This window comes from Kitasatospora sp. NPDC088160 (assembly GCF_044741445.1).
Lineage (GTDB): Bacteria > Actinomycetota > Actinomycetes > Streptomycetales > Streptomycetaceae > Kitasatospora.
The window spans coordinates 193,811-209,625 of sequence record NZ_JBIUSS010000010.1 but is presented as its reverse complement, the minus strand read 5'-3'; the positions used below and the strand labels follow the sequence as shown (position 1 = coordinate 209,625).

At 73.4% G+C, this 15,815-nt stretch carries 15 protein-coding genes; 3 read left to right on the top strand and 12 right to left on the bottom strand.

Going from position 1 to position 15,815, the window contains the following annotated elements:
* Positions 1–63: 63 nt before the first annotated feature.
* The 7 genes from ACIOGZ_RS17695 to mltG (ACIOGZ_RS17665) all read right to left on the bottom strand — a co-directional run bounded on the left by ACIOGZ_RS17695 (position 64) and on the right by mltG (ACIOGZ_RS17665) (position 6,789).
* The gene (locus ACIOGZ_RS17695) at positions 64–918 is read right to left on the bottom strand and encodes an AAA family ATPase (RefSeq protein WP_363627478.1); all 855 of its coding nucleotides are present in this window, start codon (positions 916–918) and stop codon (positions 64–66) included.
* Positions 919–997: 79 nt separating this feature from the next.
* The gene (gene aroQ / locus ACIOGZ_RS17690) at positions 998–1,426 is read right to left on the bottom strand and encodes a type II 3-dehydroquinate dehydratase (RefSeq protein ID WP_063350970.1); all 429 of its coding nucleotides are present in this window, start codon (positions 1,424–1,426) and stop codon (positions 998–1,000) included.
* Positions 1,427–1,434: 8 nt separating this feature from the next.
* Positions 1,435–2,544, bottom strand: coding sequence for a 3-dehydroquinate synthase (gene aroB / locus ACIOGZ_RS17685; RefSeq protein WP_363583114.1), 1,110 nt, complete (start codon positions 2,542–2,544; stop codon positions 1,435–1,437).
* Positions 2,537–3,058 carry a shikimate kinase gene (locus ACIOGZ_RS17680; protein ID WP_063346780.1) on the bottom strand — a complete coding sequence of 174 codons (522 nt, stop codon included), beginning with the start codon at positions 3,056–3,058 and terminating at the stop codon, positions 2,537–2,539. The genes aroB and ACIOGZ_RS17680 overlap by 8 nt, the downstream gene beginning before the upstream one ends.
* Positions 3,055–4,239, bottom strand: a complete 1,185-nt coding sequence (aroC, locus tag ACIOGZ_RS17675) for a chorismate synthase (protein ID WP_350877858.1) — start codon at positions 4,237–4,239, stop codon at positions 3,055–3,057. Before aroC ends, ACIOGZ_RS17680 begins: the two co-directional genes overlap by 4 nt.
* Before the next feature lie 209 nt (positions 4,240–4,448).
* Positions 4,449–5,279, bottom strand: a complete 831-nt coding sequence (locus ACIOGZ_RS17670; protein WP_400986381.1) for a shikimate dehydrogenase — start codon at positions 5,277–5,279, stop codon at positions 4,449–4,451.
* A 34-nt stretch (positions 5,280–5,313) separates the two neighbouring features.
* Positions 5,314–6,789, bottom strand: coding sequence for an endolytic transglycosylase MltG (mltG, locus tag ACIOGZ_RS17665; protein ID WP_400986379.1), 1,476 nt, complete (start codon positions 6,787–6,789; stop codon positions 5,314–5,316).
* Between mltG (ACIOGZ_RS17665) and ACIOGZ_RS17660 the strand changes: the two genes are divergently transcribed.
* The gene (locus ACIOGZ_RS17660) at positions 6,751–7,260 is read left to right on the top strand and encodes a hypothetical protein (protein WP_400986377.1); all 510 of its coding nucleotides are present in this window, start codon (positions 6,751–6,753) and stop codon (positions 7,258–7,260) included. The two genes, mltG (ACIOGZ_RS17665) and ACIOGZ_RS17660, sit on opposite strands and share 39 nt — an antisense overlap.
* Positions 7,261–7,420: 160 nt before the next feature.
* Here the strand turns inward: ACIOGZ_RS17660 and mltG (ACIOGZ_RS17655) are convergent, their stop codons facing one another.
* The 5 genes from mltG (ACIOGZ_RS17655) to ACIOGZ_RS17635 form a co-directional block, all read right to left on the bottom strand.
* A complete protein-coding gene (gene mltG, locus ACIOGZ_RS17655; RefSeq protein WP_400986375.1) occupies positions 7,421–8,683 on the bottom strand; it encodes an endolytic transglycosylase MltG in 1,263 nt (420 codons plus the stop codon).
* Positions 8,684–8,776: 93 nt separating this feature from the next.
* The gene (gene ruvX, locus ACIOGZ_RS17650; RefSeq protein ID WP_244293307.1) at positions 8,777–9,247 is read right to left on the bottom strand and encodes a Holliday junction resolvase RuvX; all 471 of its coding nucleotides are present in this window, start codon (positions 9,245–9,247) and stop codon (positions 8,777–8,779) included.
* A 17-nt stretch (positions 9,248–9,264) separates the two neighbouring features.
* Complete coding sequence (gene alaS / locus ACIOGZ_RS17645; RefSeq protein ID WP_400844147.1) at positions 9,265–11,934, bottom strand: alanine--tRNA ligase; 2,670 nt, start codon at positions 11,932–11,934, stop codon at positions 9,265–9,267.
* Positions 11,934–12,377 (bottom strand): DUF6167 family protein, encoded by a 444-nt coding sequence (locus ACIOGZ_RS17640; protein WP_363583102.1) that lies wholly within the window; start codon positions 12,375–12,377, stop codon positions 11,934–11,936. The genes alaS and ACIOGZ_RS17640 overlap by 1 nt, the downstream gene beginning before the upstream one ends.
* A 4-nt stretch (positions 12,378–12,381) precedes the next feature.
* Positions 12,382–12,861, bottom strand: a complete 480-nt coding sequence (locus tag ACIOGZ_RS17635; protein WP_363583100.1) for a DUF948 domain-containing protein — start codon at positions 12,859–12,861, stop codon at positions 12,382–12,384.
* A 252-nt stretch (positions 12,862–13,113) separates the two neighbouring features.
* On the opposite strand from ACIOGZ_RS17635, the gene ACIOGZ_RS17630 reads away from it, so the two are divergent.
* Positions 13,114–15,360: an ATP-binding protein gene (locus tag ACIOGZ_RS17630; RefSeq protein ID WP_400986373.1), complete on the top strand. Its 2,247-nt coding sequence runs from the start codon at positions 13,114–13,116 to the stop codon at positions 15,358–15,360.
* A gap of 56 nt (positions 15,361–15,416) precedes the next feature.
* Positions 15,417–15,737 carry a tetratricopeptide repeat protein gene (locus ACIOGZ_RS17625; RefSeq protein ID WP_380377234.1) on the top strand — a complete coding sequence of 107 codons (321 nt, stop codon included), beginning with the start codon at positions 15,417–15,419 and terminating at the stop codon, positions 15,735–15,737.
* The last annotated feature ends 78 nt before the right edge of the window (positions 15,738–15,815 follow it).

The following is a 15,815-nucleotide window of genomic DNA, read 5'->3' as shown; positions in this document are numbered from 1 at the left end:
GGGTGGTTCGACAGGACCCGCACATCATCGCAGCCGGCACCGACACCGCCGGATCGTCGCAGATCAGCGCACCGGCATGCCCATCAGCCGGGCCAGGATGACGCGGTCCAGCTCGGCGGCGGTGCCGGCCACGTCCAGGTACGAGTTGTCGATGATCGGCAGCCCGGAGTTGTACCAGCCGGCCATCCGGCCGTGGATCCGCGCCACCTCCTCGTCACCGAGCCGCCGGGTGCCGCCGCGCCGGGCGTTGCGGTGCAGCACGGAGTCCAGGCTGGGCAGCAGCACGACCGGGATCATGCCGGGGCCGATGTGCCGCTTCCAGCCGCCGAGGCCGATGGCCGGGCGGTCCGGGAAGACGGCGTCGTCGATGATGCAGGAGATGCCGTTGGCGAGGTAGTTGCGGCAGGCGAAGCCGCAGGTGCGGCGGGCCAGCCGGTACTGCGCCTCGGAGGCGTTGTTCCAGCCGGACTGCGGGTTGGCGAAGCCGGACTGCACCCACTCGCGGACGTCGTCCAGGCTGATGTGCGCGGTCGGGCTGGGCCGGCGCTCGGCCCAGTACCGGGCGACGGTGGTCTTGCCGGCCCCGGCCGGGCCGATCAGCAGGACGGCGATCGGACTGGTGGGCGCGTGCCGCTGCGGCGGGTGGGCGGGGAGTTGCACGGGCGTGCCGGAGGGCAGCACGAAGTGCCCGGTGGACCCGACGGGGACCGGCGCGCCGGGCGCGGGTGCGGCCGGGGCGGGCGCGGCAACAGGAGCGGGCGGCACCGGAGCGGCCGGAACCGGCGGCGCGGCGGCGGGAACAGGAGCCGGAGCGGGCGGCACCGGCGGCGGCGCGGCGGCCCCCGACGGCTGCGGCCCCGGCGGAGCGACGGGACGCGGCGGGACCTGCCCACCCCCGGCGTACTGCGTCACGGTCACCTCCCGACACCTCTCAGCGGGGAGACTACACGGCGGCCCGGCGGCGGGCACAGTCCGCCGCCGGGCCGCTGACCAGGCGTCAGCGCGTGGTGAGTTGCTCGGCCAGGGCGCGCAGGGCCAGCTCGTACGAGCCGAGCCCGAACCCCGCGATGGTGCCGGAGGCCACCGCGGCGATCACCGAGGTGTGCCGGAAGGTCTCCCGGGCGTACGGGTTGGAGATGTGCACCTCGATCAGCGGCGCGGTGCGCTGCGAGGCGGCGTCCCGCATCGCGTACGAGTAGTGCGTGAACGCGCCCGGGTTGATCACCACGGGCACCTTGCCGTCGGCCGCCTCGTGCAGCCACTCCACCATCTGCTGCTCGGAGTTGGTCTCGTGCACCTCGACCTCGAAGCCGAACTCCTTGCCGAGCGCGGTGCAGCGCTCGACCAGCCCGGCGTAGGAGGTGGCGCCGTAGACGTCCGGCTCGCGGCTGCCGAGCCGCCCGAGGTTGGGGCCGTTGAGCACCATGACCCTGGTCACGCCGAGACCTCCGCGTAGGCGGCGACCAGCAGGGACGGGTCGGGGCCCTCCAGGACGGAGGTCTTGCCGAGGCCGTCCAGGACGATGAAGCGGATCAGGTCGCCGCGCGACTTCTTGTCGATCTTCATGGCGTCCAGCAGCTTCGGCCAGGCGTCCGCCTGGTAGCGCAGCGGCAGGCCGACGGAGGCCAGTACGGTGCGGTGCCGGTCGGCCGTCTCGTCGTCCAACCGGCCCGCCAGGCGGCCGAGTTCGGCGGCGAAGACCATGCCGATGGAGATCGCGGCGCCGTGCCGCCACTTGTAGCGCTCGTTGCGCTCGATGGCGTGGCCGAGGGTGTGGCCGTAGTTGAGGATCTCGCGCCGGCCGGACTCCTTGAGGTCCCCGGAGACCACGTCGGCCTTGACCTGGATGGCGCGGCGGATCAGCTCGACGGTGTGCGTGCCGTCCGGGGTCTTGGCGCCCTCCGGGTCGGCCTCGATCAGGTCGAGGATGGCCGGGTCGGCGATGAAGCCGCACTTGATGACCTCGGCGAGGCCGGAGACGTAGTCGTGCTTGGGCACGGTCGCCAGGGTGTCGAGGTCGGCCAGCACGCCCACCGGCGGGTGGAAGGCGCCGACCATGTTCTTGCCCTCGGCGATGTTGATGCCGGTCTTGCCGCCGACGGCCGCGTCGACCATGCCGAGCAACGTGGTGGGCATGGAGATCCAGCGGACGCCGCGCAGCCAGGTCGCGGCGACGAAGCCGGCCAGGTCGGTGGTGGCGCCGCCGCCGAGGCCGACGACGACGTCGCTGCGGGTGAAGCCGGTCTGCCCGAGCACCGACCAGCAGTACGCGGCGACCTCGGCGCTCTTGGCGTCCTCGGCGTTGGGCACCTGGAGCGCGATCGCCTCGTAGCCCTCGCCGAGCAGGTCCTCGCGGATGGCGTCGGCGGTGGCGGCCAGCGCCTCGGGGTGGATGATCGCGACCCGCTTGGCGCCTCTTGTCCCCAGACTGGGGGGACTGATCAGCGCCGACAGCTCGCCGAGCAGCTGGTGCCCGATCAGCACGTCGTACGGGTCGTGGCCGGCGCTGCCGCCGACGTGAATCCTGACGATGGGGTCAGTCATGGGGGGTCTTCAGCTCCAGTGCTTCCAGTACGGCGTCCGCGACCTGCTCGGGGGTGCGGCCGGCGGTGTCGACGACGGCGGTGGCCACCTCCAGGTAGAGGGGCCGGCGGGCCTCCATCAGCTCGCGCCAGCGGGCCCGCGGGTTGATGGCCAGCAGCGGGCGCGGGGCGTCCAGGCCGACCCGCTTGACCGCGTCCGCCAGCGGGACCTCCAGGAAGACGACCGGCAGCTCGCGCAGCAGGGCGCGGGTGGCCTCGGCCATCACCGCGCCGCCGCCGAGTGCCAGCACGCCGTCGTGCTCCGTGGCGCCCGTGCGCACGGCCCGGACCTCCAGCTCGCGGAAGTGCGGCTCGCCCTCGTCGATGAAGATCTCCGGGATGGGCTTGCCGGCCAGCGCCTCGATGTCGGCGTCGGTGTCCCGGAAGCCGACGCCCAGGCGCTCGGCCAGGGCCCGCCCGACGGTGGACTTGCCACTGCCGGGCGGGCCGACCAGCACAACGACCGGAACGGTCATCGGATGATCAGGTTGTCGAGGTAGCCCTGCACGTTGCGGCGGGTCTCGGAGACGTGGTCACCGCCGAACTTCTCGTTCACCGCGTCGGCCAGCACCAGCGCGACCATCGCCTCGGCGACGATCCCGGCGGCCGGCACGGCGCAGACGTCCGAGCGCTGGTGGTGCGCCTTGGCCGGCTCGCCGGTGCGCACGTCCAGGGTCTGCAACGCCCGCGGCACGGTGGCGATCGGCTTCATGGCGGCACGCACCCGCAGCACCTCGCCCGTGGTCAGGCCGCCCTCGGTGCCGCCGGAGCGGCCGGAAGTGCGCTTGACGCCCTCGGGGGTCGGGACGATCTCGTCGTGCGCCTGCGAGCCGGGCACCCGGGCCAGCTCGAAGCCGTCGCCGACCTCGACGCCCTTGATCGCCTGGATGCCCATCAGCGCAGCGGCCAGCCGGGCGTCCAGCCGGCGGTCCCAGTGCACGTGCGAGCCCAGACCCACCGGCACGCCGTACGCGAGCACCTCGACCACGCCGCCGAGGGTGTCGCCGTCCTTGTGGGCCTGGTCGATCTCGGCGACCATCGCCTTCGAGGCGTCGGCGTCCAGGCAGCGGACCGGGTCCGCGTCCAGCCGCGCCTCGTCCGAGGGCAGCGGCAGCACACCGGCCGGGGCCTTGGCGGCGGCCAGCTCGACCACGTGGCTGACGATCTCGATCCCGCAGGTCTCCTTCAGGTACGCGCGGGCGACGGCACCGAGCGCGACCCGGGCGGCCGTCTCACGGGCGCTGGCGCGCTCCAGGATCGGACGGGCCTCGTCGATCGAGTACTTCTGCATGCCGGCCAGGTCGGCGTGGCCGGGGCGGGGGCGGGTGAGCGCCTCGTTGCGGGCCAGACCGGCCAGCACCTCGGGGTCGACCGGGTCGGCCGACATGACCTGCTCCCACTTCGGCCACTCGGTGTTACCGACCATGACCGCCACCGGGCTGCCCATGGTCTCGCCGTGCCGGACGCCGCCGAGGAACGTCACCTCGTCCTGCTCGAACTTCATCCGTGCGCCGCGACCGTAACCGAGCCGGCGGCGCGCCAGCGCGTCGGCCACCACCGCGGTGGTGACCGGTACACCGGCGGGCAGGCCTTCCAGCGTCGCGACGAGTGCGGGGCCGTGCGACTCCCCCGCCGTCAGCCAGCGCAACGTACCCAACGGAGCTCCTTCATCAGCGGACCGGCCTCGGCACCTGCCGGGGCCCGCCCGGGCGTGCCTTTTCCCCTGAATCCTTTCACGTCCCGGCGGCACCCGGAGGCCCAGTCCGCGTGACGGACGGCAACCGGTCAGTCGGCGGGACGGTGGTCGGCACGATTCCGGCCACCCGGCCGGGCGGTGGTCGGCGCGATCCGGCCACCGGCCCGGCCTCAGCGCCCGGCGAGGGCCTTCTCGCCCGCCTCGCGCATCGCCGCCAGCGGCCCCGGCGCCCGCCCGGTGAAGGCCTCGCTCTGCAGCACCGCCTGGTGCACCAGCAGGTCCAGCCCGCCCAGGACGGTCGCCCCGCGCGCGGCGCAGGCCTCGGCCAGCGCCGTCGGCCACGGGTGGTACAGCACGTCGAACAGCGCCCCTGGCGCGGCGGGCAGTGCCCCGGCGAAGGCGTCGGTCGCACCGACCGGCGTGGTCGAGACGGTCAGCGGCCGCGCCAGCGCCTCCGCGCCGCGCTCCCAGTCGGCGGTGCGCACGTTGACGCCCAGCCGCTCGCCCAGCTCGGCCATCTCCCGGGCCCGCTCCGCGCTGCGCACGTAGACGGTCACCTCGCCGGTGCAGACCTGGGCCAGCGCCGCCAGCGCCGAGGAGGCGGTGGCCCCGGCACCCAGCACGGCCGCGGCCGGCACCTCGGTGATGCCCCGCTCGCGCAGCGCGTTCACCAGCCCGGGGACGTCGGTGTTGTCCCCGGTGCGCCGCCCGTCGGCGGTGAACACCACGGTGTTCACCGCGTCCACCGCGCGGGCCGTCGCGCTGACCTCGTCCAGCAGCGGGATGATCGCCCGCTTCAGCGGCATGGTCAGCGACAACCCGGCCCACTCGGCCTCGTCCAGCCCGGCGAGGAAGCCGGGCAGGCCGGCCTCGTCGACCTCGAAGCGGTCGTAGCGCCAGCCGTCCAGCCCGAGCGCCGCGAAGGCGGCCCGGTGCAGGTCCGGCGAGAGCGAGTGGGCGATCGGCGAGCCGAGGACGGCGGCCCGGTGCTTGCTGGTCAACGCTGCTCCTCCGTGAACGGCGGTGCGGTGGCGGCTACTTGGTGGTGCAGTGGAGACCGACCTTGTCGAAGCCCTGGCCCGCCGCCCGGCAGTACGCCTCGACGTTGGCCGCGTGCTCCTTGTCCGTCTCGGCGAAGAGGGTCTTGATCGGGGACATCGCGATGAAGTACAGCCACTTGCCGTCCGCCGGGTTGAGCACCGCCTTGAGCGCGTCGTCGCCGGGGTTGGAGATCGGCGTCGGCGGCAGACCCGGGTTGATGTAGGTGTTGTACTTGTTGGACCCGTCGTTGATGTCCTTCTTGTCCAGGTCCTTGCGGCCCAGCGAGTACTGCAGCGTGGTGTCCATGCCGAGCGTGTGGCGCACGGCATCGCTCGCCAGCCGGTTCTGGATGGTCCTGGCCATCTTGCCGAAGTCCTCGACGTTGTTGCCCTCGCGCTGCAGGATGCTCGCCTCGATGACCACCTCGTACGCGTTCTTGAGGCCCGCCTTGGACGCGTCGGCGTCCAGCGTCGCGTACTTGTCGGTGGCGTTCTTCACCATCTGCTTGAGCAGGTCCTCGGGCTTCATGCCGTCGGCGATGTTGTACCGGGTCGGCCAGAGGAAGCCCTCGACGTTGCCGTTCGCGTACGCCGGCAGGCCGAGACTGCCGACCTGGGCCTTGGCGACACCCGCCGTGGTGCCCTGCGGCAGCTTCAGCTTCCCGTCGATCAGGGTGTAGATGTCCGCGGCGGTCTTGCCCTCGGGGATGACCAGCGCCGCACCGCCGGCCCCGTTGAGCAGCTCGCTCAGCGCGGTGGCGGCCGGCAGCTCCTTCTTCAGCGAGTAGAAGCCCGGCTGGATGGTCGTGCACTTCGGCTCGGCGGAACAGACCTTGCCGAAGGCGTCGACGCTCTTGACCACGCCGGCGTTCTTCAGCGCCAGGCCGATCTGACCGCCGACCGCACCCGACTTGACCTCGACCTGGACGGGGCTGCCGCCCTCGCCCGTGAAGTCCGGCGGCGGGCCGAAGTGGTCCTGGTAGAAGCCGTAGCCCCACCAGCCGGCCCCGCCCAGGGCGCCGACCAGCACCAGCGCGACCAGCAAGCAGGCCCCGCCGTTGCGGCGGCCGGACTTCTTGCCCTTCTCCTTGCGCTTCTTCTGCGCGTCGCGGGAGGAGTCCTCCTCGCCGAGGAAGCCATCCTGCTCGGCGTGGCCGTCCTCGTCGCGGTGCTCGGCGTCCTCGTGGTGGCCGTCCTCCTGGAAGCCGTCCGGGTGGCCGTCCCACTCGTCGGTCTCGGGCGCGTGCCCGCCGACCGGGTCGGCGCCGGCCTCCAGCGCGGCGGCCTCGGCCTCCCAGTCGATGCCGTCCGGGCCGGGGCCGCTGACGGGCGCGACCGGCTCGGGCTCCGGCGCCGCGCGACGCCGCCGCCCGGGCTGCGCGCCCTGCTGCGGGATGCCCGGCTGCTGCTGCGCACCGGGCTGCTGAAGCTGTTGGGGCTGCTGCGGGGCCATCCCCGGCTGCTGCGCCATACCCGGCTGCTGCTGACCGTCCGGGAACCCCTGCTGCTGATACCCCTGCGGGTACCCCTGCTGCGGCATCTGCTGCATCTGCTGCTGTTGCTGCGGGTACCCCTGCTGCGGGTAGCCCTGCTGCTGCATCTGCTGCTGGGGCACCTGCTGCTGGGGCACCTGCTGCTGCGGGTACTGCTGCTGTCCGCCCGGGAACCCCTGCTGCTGATACCCCTGCGGGTACCCCTGCTGCGGCATCTGCTGCATCTGCTGCTGCGGATACCCCTGCTGCTGCATGTCTCCGTACGGCTGCTGGACCGGCTCGCCCTGCTGCTGGGGATACTGCTGGACCGGCTCGCCCTGCTGGGGATACTGCTGCCACTGGCCGTCCTGCTGGCCGGGGACCGGCTGCTGGCCGCCGTACCCGGGGTCACCGGGGTGCCACGGCTCAGAGCCCTGGGGGCCGTAGCCCCGACCCAGATCGGTCATTGATCCCCTTAACCGACGAAGACGGCCGGAGGATCGGACCGGCCGTCCGGGACGCGGTCCCGGCTGATTCTCGAACCGGCGTGCTAGCGCAGCGCCTGGGAGGAGACGTTACCGTACCGCACACGTGCCCCCGGCAGGGCGGACGTGCCGTCAGTGTCCGACCTCACCCGCCCGTGCTCGGCTCGGGCGCCGGCGCCGGCGGCCCGGAGGCGGGGGCGGACGCGCCGGCCGAAGCCGACGGCAGGGCCGAGGCACTCGGCTTCGCCGACGCCCGGTTGGCGTTGAACTCGGCGACGTTGCGCTGCTGCACGTCGAAGCTGTCGGTGAAGCGGGTGTCCCCCGGTTTCACGGTGACGAAGTAGAGCCAGTCCCCCTGCGCCGGGTCCAGCGCCGCCATGATCGCCTGCCGCCCCGGGTTGGAGATCGGCGTGGGCGGCAGCCCGGGGTGCAGGTAGGTGTTGTACGGGGAGTCCAGCCGGGTGTCGGTGACGGTGGTGTTCAGGGTCGACCGGCCGAGCGCGTAGTTGATCGTGGAGTCGAGCTGCAGCGGCATGCCCTTGGCGAGCCGGTTGTAGATGACCCGCGCCACCTTGCCCATGTCCTCGTTGTTGTCGGCCTCGCCCTGGACCATGCTGGCCACGGTGACCAGCCCGTACAGGCTCTGCCCGAGGTTCTGCGCGACGACGTTCGCGTCGTCCCGGCTGAACTCCTTGCCGGCCCGCTCCACCATCTGTTTCAGCAGGTCGATCGCGGTGGTCCCGTCGGTGACGCTGTACGTCGCGGGGAAGAGGTAGCCCTCGGGGCTGCCCTTGGCGAAGTCCGGCAGACCCAGTTCGGCGCCCTGCTCCTGGGCGGTGCGCTGGGTGGTGCCCTCCGGCAGGCGCAGCTTGTGGTCGATGGCCACGTAGATCTGGTAGCCGCGCCAGCCCTCGGGGATGGTCAGGCCGTTGGCGTTGGCCGGGTCGATCAGCACGGTCAGCGCGGCCGCGGCCGACATCCGCTGCTTCAGGGTGTAGGTGCCGGGCTGGATCCGCCCGGCAGCCGCGGCGCTGCCCTTGGCCGCCCGGGTGAAGGCGAGCGAGCTGGCCACCACCCCGTTGCGGACCAGGGCGGACGCGATCTGGGACAGGCCCGCGCCCTCCGGCACCGAGACCTGGACGCTGCCGGTGCCCTGCCCCGCGTAGTCGGCGGCGGCCGGGGGTGTGCGCTGTCCCTGGAACCAGGTGTACCCGGCGAGGCCCGCCCCGCCGAACACCGCGACCAGGGCGAGCGCGGTGAGCGCGCAGGCCAGTCCGTTACGCCGTCGGTGCGGATCGGGTGCATCGGGGCGCATGCGGGGCGCGCCCGGCGGCCGGCCCTCCGGCTCCAGCACCGGCGCACCCAGGTGCCCGGGCGTGAGCCCCGGGTGGAAGTCCTGGTCGGTCATGGCTCGCGTCCCCTCGGCAGTGCCGAAACGTTCGAAGGGGTCCGTGCGGACGCGTCCGCACGGACCCCTCGACGGGACGTTAGATCAGGCCGGTCAGCCGACCGCCTCGACGCTCTCACCAGGCGGGTTCCCGCTCACCCGTTCGGACTCAAGGGCGGTCTGCAGGATCACCACCGCGGCGGCCTGGTCGACCACCGAGCGGCCCTTCTTCGCCTTGACGCCCGAGGCGCGCAGCCCGTGGGTGGCGGTGACGGTCGACATCCGCTCGTCGACCAGCCGGACCGGCACCGGGTACAGCCGGTTGGCCAGCCGCGTCGCGTAGGCGCGGACCTTCTCCGCCGCCGGGCCCTCCTTGCCGCTCAGCGAGCGGGGCAGCCCGACGATCACCTCCACCGCGTCGTACTCCTCGACGATGGCGGCGATCCTGGCCTGCGACTTCACCCCGGCCGGAACGGTCTCCACGGGCGTGGCGAGCACCCCGTCGGGGTCGCAGGACGCGACCCCGATCCGGGCGTCACCGACGTCGACGGCGATCCGCCGCCCCCGTCGGAAGGGCCGCTCCACCTGAGGCTCCTCGACCATCAGCTGGCGCGCTCCGCGACCAGGCCGCGCACCGCGGCGACGGCCTCGCCGACCGCGGCCGGGTTGGAGCCGCCGCCCTGGGCGACGTCGTCCTTGCCGCCACCGCCGCCGCCGAGGGTCTTGGCGGCGACCCGGACCAGCTCGCCGGCCTTGATGCCGCGGGCGCGGGCGTCCTCGTTGGTGGCGATCACGGTCAGCGGGCGGTCGTTCGCCACGGTGAAGGCGGCGACCACGGCCGGGCGCGAGCCGAGGCGGCCTCGCACGTCCAGCACCAGCTTGCGCAGCTCGTCCGCGCCCACGCCGTCGGCGACCTGCGCGGCGACCACCGAGATGCCGTGCACGTCCTCGGCCGAGTCGGCCAGACCCGCCGCGGCGGCCAGCACCTTCTCGGCGCGGAAGCGCTCGATCTCCTTCTCGGCGTCCTTGAGCTTGGCGAGCATGCCCGAGATCTTCTCCGGCAGCTCCTCCGGGCGCCCCTTGACCAGCTCGGTCAGCTGGGAGACCACGGTGTGCTCGCGGGCCAGGAACTTGTACGCGTCGACGCCGACCAGCGCCTCGACGCGACGCACGCCGGAGCCGATCGAGGACTCGCCGAGCAGCTTGACCAGGCCCAGCTGGGCGGTGTTGCCGACGTGCGTGCCACCGCACAGCTCCTTGGAGAAGTCACCGATGGTGACGACCCGGACCTCGTCGCCGTACTTCTCGCCGAACATCGCGATGGCGCCGGCCTTGCGGGCCTGATCCATCGTCATGACCTCGGCGGTGACGTCGAGTTCGCGGCCCAGCACGTCGTTGATCTTCTGCTCGACGTCGACCAGCACGGTGCCCGGGACGGCGGCGGGCGAGCCGAAGTCGAAGCGGAAGCGGCCGGGGGCGTTCTCGGAACCGGCCTGGGCGGCCGTCGGGCCGAGCGCGTCACGCAGCGCCTGGTGGGTCAGGTGGGTGGCCGAGTGGGCGCGGGCGATCGCCCGGCGGCGCTCGGTGTCGATCGTGGCGTACGCCGAGGCGCCGAGCACGACCTCGCCGAACAGCACCCCGCCGGAGTGCACGATGACACCCGGGACGGGCTGCTGCACGTCGCGGATCTCCACCACCGCGCCGGACTCCAGCCGGATCCGGCCGTGGTCGGCGAGCTGGCCGCCGCCCTCGGCGTAGAACGGGGTGCGGTCGAGGATGATCTCGACCTCGTCGCCCTCGGAGGCGGCCGGCGCCGGGACGCCGTCCACCAGCAGGCCGACGACGCTGGCCTCGCCCTCGGTGAGGTTGTAGCCGGTGAAGACGCTCGCGCCGGACTTGTCGGCGACCTCGCGGTACGCGGCGACGTCGGCGTGGCCCATCTTCTTGGCCTTGGCGTCCGCCTTGGCGCGGTTGCGCTGCTCCTGCATCAGACGGCGGAAGCCGGCCTCGTCCACCTGGAGGCCCTGCTCCTCGGCCATCTCCAGGGTGAGGTCGATCGGGAAGCCGTAGGTGTCGTGCAGCTTGAAGGCCTGGTCCCCGGAGAGGACCGCGCCACCGGCCTGCTTGGTCTCGGTGACCGCGGCGTCCAGCAGGCTGGTGCCGGCCTTGAGGGTCTGCAGGAAGGCCGCCTCCTCGCCGACGACGACCGTCTCGATGCGCTTGCGGTCGCTCTCCAGCTCCGGGTACTGCGGAGCCATCGCCTTGATGGCGATGTCGGTGAGGTCCTTGGCCACCACGCCGGTGGCGCCCAGCAGGCGCATGTTGCGGATGGCGCGGCGCAGGATGCGGCGCAGCACGTAGCCGCGGCCCTCGTTGCCGGGGGTGACGCCGTCGCCGATCAGCATCAGCGCGGTGCGGATGTGGTCGGTGACCACGCGCAGCGAGACGTCCGACTTGAGGTCGGCACCGTAGGTGTGGCCGGTGAGCTCGGCGGCGCGGTCGAGGATCATCCGGCTGGTGTCGATCTCGAAGAGGTTGTCGACGCCCTGGAGGATGGCGGCGAGGCGCTCCAGGCCGAGGCCGGTGTCGATGTTCTTGCTCGGCAGGTCGCCGAGGATCTCGAAGCCGTCCTTGCCGTCGCCGTGGCCGCGCTCGTACTGCATGAAGACCAGGTTCCAGATCTCCAGGTAGCGCTCGCCGTTGACGGCCGGGCCGCCCTCCTCGCCGTACGCGGGGCCGCGGTCGTAGTTGATCTCCGAGCACGGGCCGCAGGGGCCGGGGACGCCCATCGACCAGAAGTTGTCCTTCATGCCGAGGCGCTGGATGCGCTCGGACGGGACGCCGATGACGTCACGCCAGATCAGCTCGGCCTCGTCGTCGTCCTGGTAGACGGTGATCCAGAGCTTCTCCTTCTCCAGGCCGTAGCCACCGTCCGCGACGGAGCTGGTGAGCAGCTCCCACGCGAACTTGATGGCGCCTTCCTTGAAGTAGTCGCCGAAGGAGAAGTTGCCGCACATCTGGAAGAAGGAGCCGTGCCGGGTGGTCTTCCCGACCTCCTCGATGTCCAGGGTGCGCACGCACTTCTGGACGCTGGTGGCGCGCGAGAACTGCGGCTTGACCTCGCCCAGGAAGTAGGGCTTGAACGGCACCATGCCGGCGTTGACCAGCAGCAGGGTGGGGTCGTCGGCGACCAGGGACGCCGACGGAACGACGGTGTGGCCGCGCTCCTCGAAGAAGCGCAGCCAGCGGCGGCGGATCTCAGCCGACTCCATTATTGGTCCTTCCGGTTCGGGGTGCCGCCCCGCTGCGGCAGGGCGCGGCGGGGCGTTTCTTCAATGGCTCGGGTGGTGGTGCGGGCCCCACGGGATACGGGGCGGGGGCCGGACGGGGGCAGGGCGGCGGCCGGGCTGCCGGGCGCCGCCGAGATAGCTCGGTACTGCGGCTCGCCGCGCAGGACCCGGCGGGTGCTCCCGGGCTCGACGACGGCGGTGCCGTGCAGTCCGAGGTCGTCCTTCAGCTGCTCCTCGCGCTCGGCCATGCCGGCCCGCACGTCCTGGGCGAACTGCTTGGCCAGGTCGCCCAGGTGCAGCGCACCGCGCGTGGCGGTGCCGGAGAGGCTGTCCGGGGTGAGCCGGTGCACGGCCTCGTTGGCCTTGTTCATGGCCCACACGGTCGCACCGGCGCCGACCGCCATCCAGAAGACGCGTCGCACCATACCGTCAGCCCCTCACCGCGCGCCGGACCCGGGAGAACAGGCCGTTCCTGGGCGCGGTCGCGGCGCGCACCTCGGCCCGGATCAGCCGGGCCAGCTCCTCGCGCTCGCCGCTCTGCGACGGCACGGACGGCTGGCCGCCCTGCTGCTTGGCGACGGCCTTGCGGACGCCGTAACTGAAGGCCGCGACCTTCACCAGCGGCCCGCCCAGGGTGGCGGCGACGGTGGAGGAGAGCGCGTTGGCGTTGGCGGCGGCGTCCTGCACGTTGGCGGTGATCTCGTCCACCCGCTCCAGCTGCTGGTTGGCACTGCGCACGGCGGCGCCCGCGTCGCTCAGCAGCGGGACGGCCTGCTCGGTGACGGCGGAGACGAGGACAGTGGCCTCCTTCAGCACTCGCGAGAGGCGGACCAGCACCACGGCGAGCAGGGTGACCAGGACCGCCCAGAACACGGCGACGAGCAACCCGGCCAGCTCTCCCACGGACACCTTTGCGCGCTCCCTCGCCTTGCTGTTCTCCAAACGGAACCCTATCGCGCCCACGCCCGGTTTCCGGACCGGGTTGTCGCCGGGCCCCGGGGTCCGCCGTCGCGTCGGCCACCGGCCGAACCGGTCGGATGTGCGAACCGCGCGCGTAACCTACCGGCCGGTCACCTCGTTCTGCCAGGCGGGCCGTCGCCCGTACGGCCCGACGAACGTCCGGGCCCCGACGGTCCGGGCCAGGAACACGGGGAGCAGCGCTTGGCCGGCGACTGGAGAGCACAGTCCGGGGAACCCGCGGCGCGGCCGCGCGAGCCGGAGCCCGGTCGGCTGCCGGCCGAGGTGACGGGCTTCGTCGGGCGGCAGCGGGAGCTGGCCGAGCTGGCGGGCCTGCTGGCCGGCGCCCGGCTGGTGACGGTGACCGGGCCGGGCGGGGTGGGCAAGAGCCGACTGGCCCTGCGCGCCGCCGCCCGGGCGGCCGGCGCCTTCCCGGACGGCACCTGGCTGGTCGAGCTGGCCCCGGTGCAGGACCCGCTGCTGCTCGGCCGCGCGGTGCTGGAGGCGCTGCGGCTGACCGACGGCACCGCCCGCCCGCCGCTCGACCTGCTCACCGAGCGGCTGTCCGGCCGGTGCACGCTGCTGGTGCTGGACGGCTGCGAGCACCTGGTGCAGGCCTGCGCCGAACTGGCGGACGCGCTGCTGCGGGCGCTGCCCAGCCTCCGGGTGCTGACCACCAGCCGCGCCGCGCTGCGGGCCTCGGGCGAGCACCTGCTCACCCTGGCCCCGCTGCCGGTCGACCCGCGGCCGAGCGGTCCGAGCAATCCGGGCGGTCCGAGCGATCCGGGCGGACTGCCGGACGCGGTGCGGCTGTTCGCCGAGCGGGCCCGGGCGGTGCTGCCCTCCTTCGCGCTGACCGAGGCCGACGCCGAGGCGGTGAGCCTGCTCTGCCGCCGTCTGGACGGCCTCCCTCTGGCGGTGGAGCTGGCGGCCGGGCGGCTGCGCGCGCTGTCGGTGGAGCAGATCACCGCCCGGCTGGACGACCGGTTCCGGCTGCTCACCGGCGGCTCCCGGACGGCCCTGCCGCGGCACCGGGCGCTGCGCACCACGATCGGTTGGAGCCATGAGCTCTGCACCGTGCAGGAACGTTTACTCTGGGCCCGCCTGTCGGTCTTCGCCGGCAGTTTCGACCTGGAGGCCGCCGAGTACGTCTGCGCCGGTGACGGCCTGGAGGCCGAGGACGTGCTCGACCTGCTCGACGAACTGGTCGGCAAGTCCGTGGTGCTGGGCGAGGACAGCGCCTTCGGCGTCCGCTTCCGGCTGCTGGACACCCTGCGCGACTACGGCGGCCAGTGGCTGCGGGCCGCCGGCCAGGAGCAGCGGCTGCTGCGCCGCCACCGCGACTGGTACCTGGGCGTGGCCACCTGGGGCGAGGTCGAGTGGTTCGGGCCCCGGCAGGCCGAGACCGCCGAGCGCACCGAACTCGCCCACCCCAACCTCCGCGCGGCGCTGGAGTTCTGCCTCGCCGAGCCCGGCGAGGAGCAGATCGCCCTGCTGCTGGCGGGCACGCTGTGGTTCTACTGGGTCGGCTGCGGCCACCTCGGCGAGGGGCGGCACTGGCTGGACCGCGCGCTCGCCCTGGACCGCGAGCCGACCGAGGCCCGCGCCAAGGCCCTCTGGGTGACCGGCCACCTGGCCACCCTGCAAGGCGACCTGGAGACGGCCCGCCCGGCACTGGAGGAGTGCCGCCGCCAGGCCCTGGACACCGGCGACGACCGGGCGCTGGCCTACGCCGTCCACCGGCAGGGCAGCGCGGCCCTGATCGGCGACGAGCCGGACCGCGCCGCCGAGCTGTTCGAGGAGGCGCTCTGGCACTACCGGACGATCGGCGAGCTCAACAGCAACGTCGTGCTGGCCATGGTCGAGCTGGGCCTCGCGTACCTCTTCCAGGGGGATCCGGAGAGCGGGGAGCTCTGGTTCGGCCAGGCCCGCGAGCTGTGCGAGGAGCACGGCGAGCAGTGGGCGTACGCGTACGTGCTGTACGCGATGGCGTACGCGCACTGGATGGACGGCGCAGTCCGGGCGGCCCGCGCCCTGGCCCGGGAGGGCCTGCGGCTGAACCACCTGTTCCACGACCTGCTGGGCATCGCGCTGGCGATCGACCTGCTGGCGCTGCTGGAGACCGAGCCGGGCGGCCCGGGCGCGCCGGGCGACCTGGGCGGGGCCCGGGTGCTGCAGGGCGCCGCGCACCGGATCTGGGGCGCGGTCGGCCTGCCCTTCCTGGGCTCGCGGTCCTTCTTCGGCCCGCACCAGGAGTGCGCGGAGCGGGCCCGGGCGGGGCTGACCGCGCAGGAGTACGAGCGGTGCTACCAGGCCGGGGCCCGGCTCGACCTGGACGCGGCGGTCTCCCGGGCGCTGGGCGGCAGCGGGCCGGCGGGCGGCCCGGAGCCCGGGTCCGGGCCCTGCTCGGTGCCGTCCGCACCGACGCCCGCACCGGCCAGGAATAGCTGAAACTTGCCGATTGCTTGAGGAGGCAAGGAACCACCCGGAAGGAGCACCCCGTGGCCGTGACCACCGCCGCCGACGAGTACCGCCTCGCGACGTTCCACTTCGAGTCCAAGGCCTACGCCGACGCCGCCCGCATGCTGGAGGGCGTGCTGGCCGAGGAACCGGCCAACCTCTCGGTCCGGCTGCTGCTGGCCCGCAGCTACTACCACTCCGCCCAACTCGGGCGCGCCGAAGCCGAGTTGCTCCGGATCCTGGACACCGACCCGGCCGAGGACTACGCCCGGCTGATGCTCGGCCGCACCCTGGAGCGCCAGGGCCGCGCCGAGGAGGCCCGCCCGCACCTGCGGCTGGCCGCGGCGATGACCGGCGAGAACCGCTAGGTCCTGTCCGGCCGGCACCAGGAGCTGCCACCGGAAAAGGGGCGAGCCCCCGCCGCCTCGAAAGGCGACGGGGGCTCG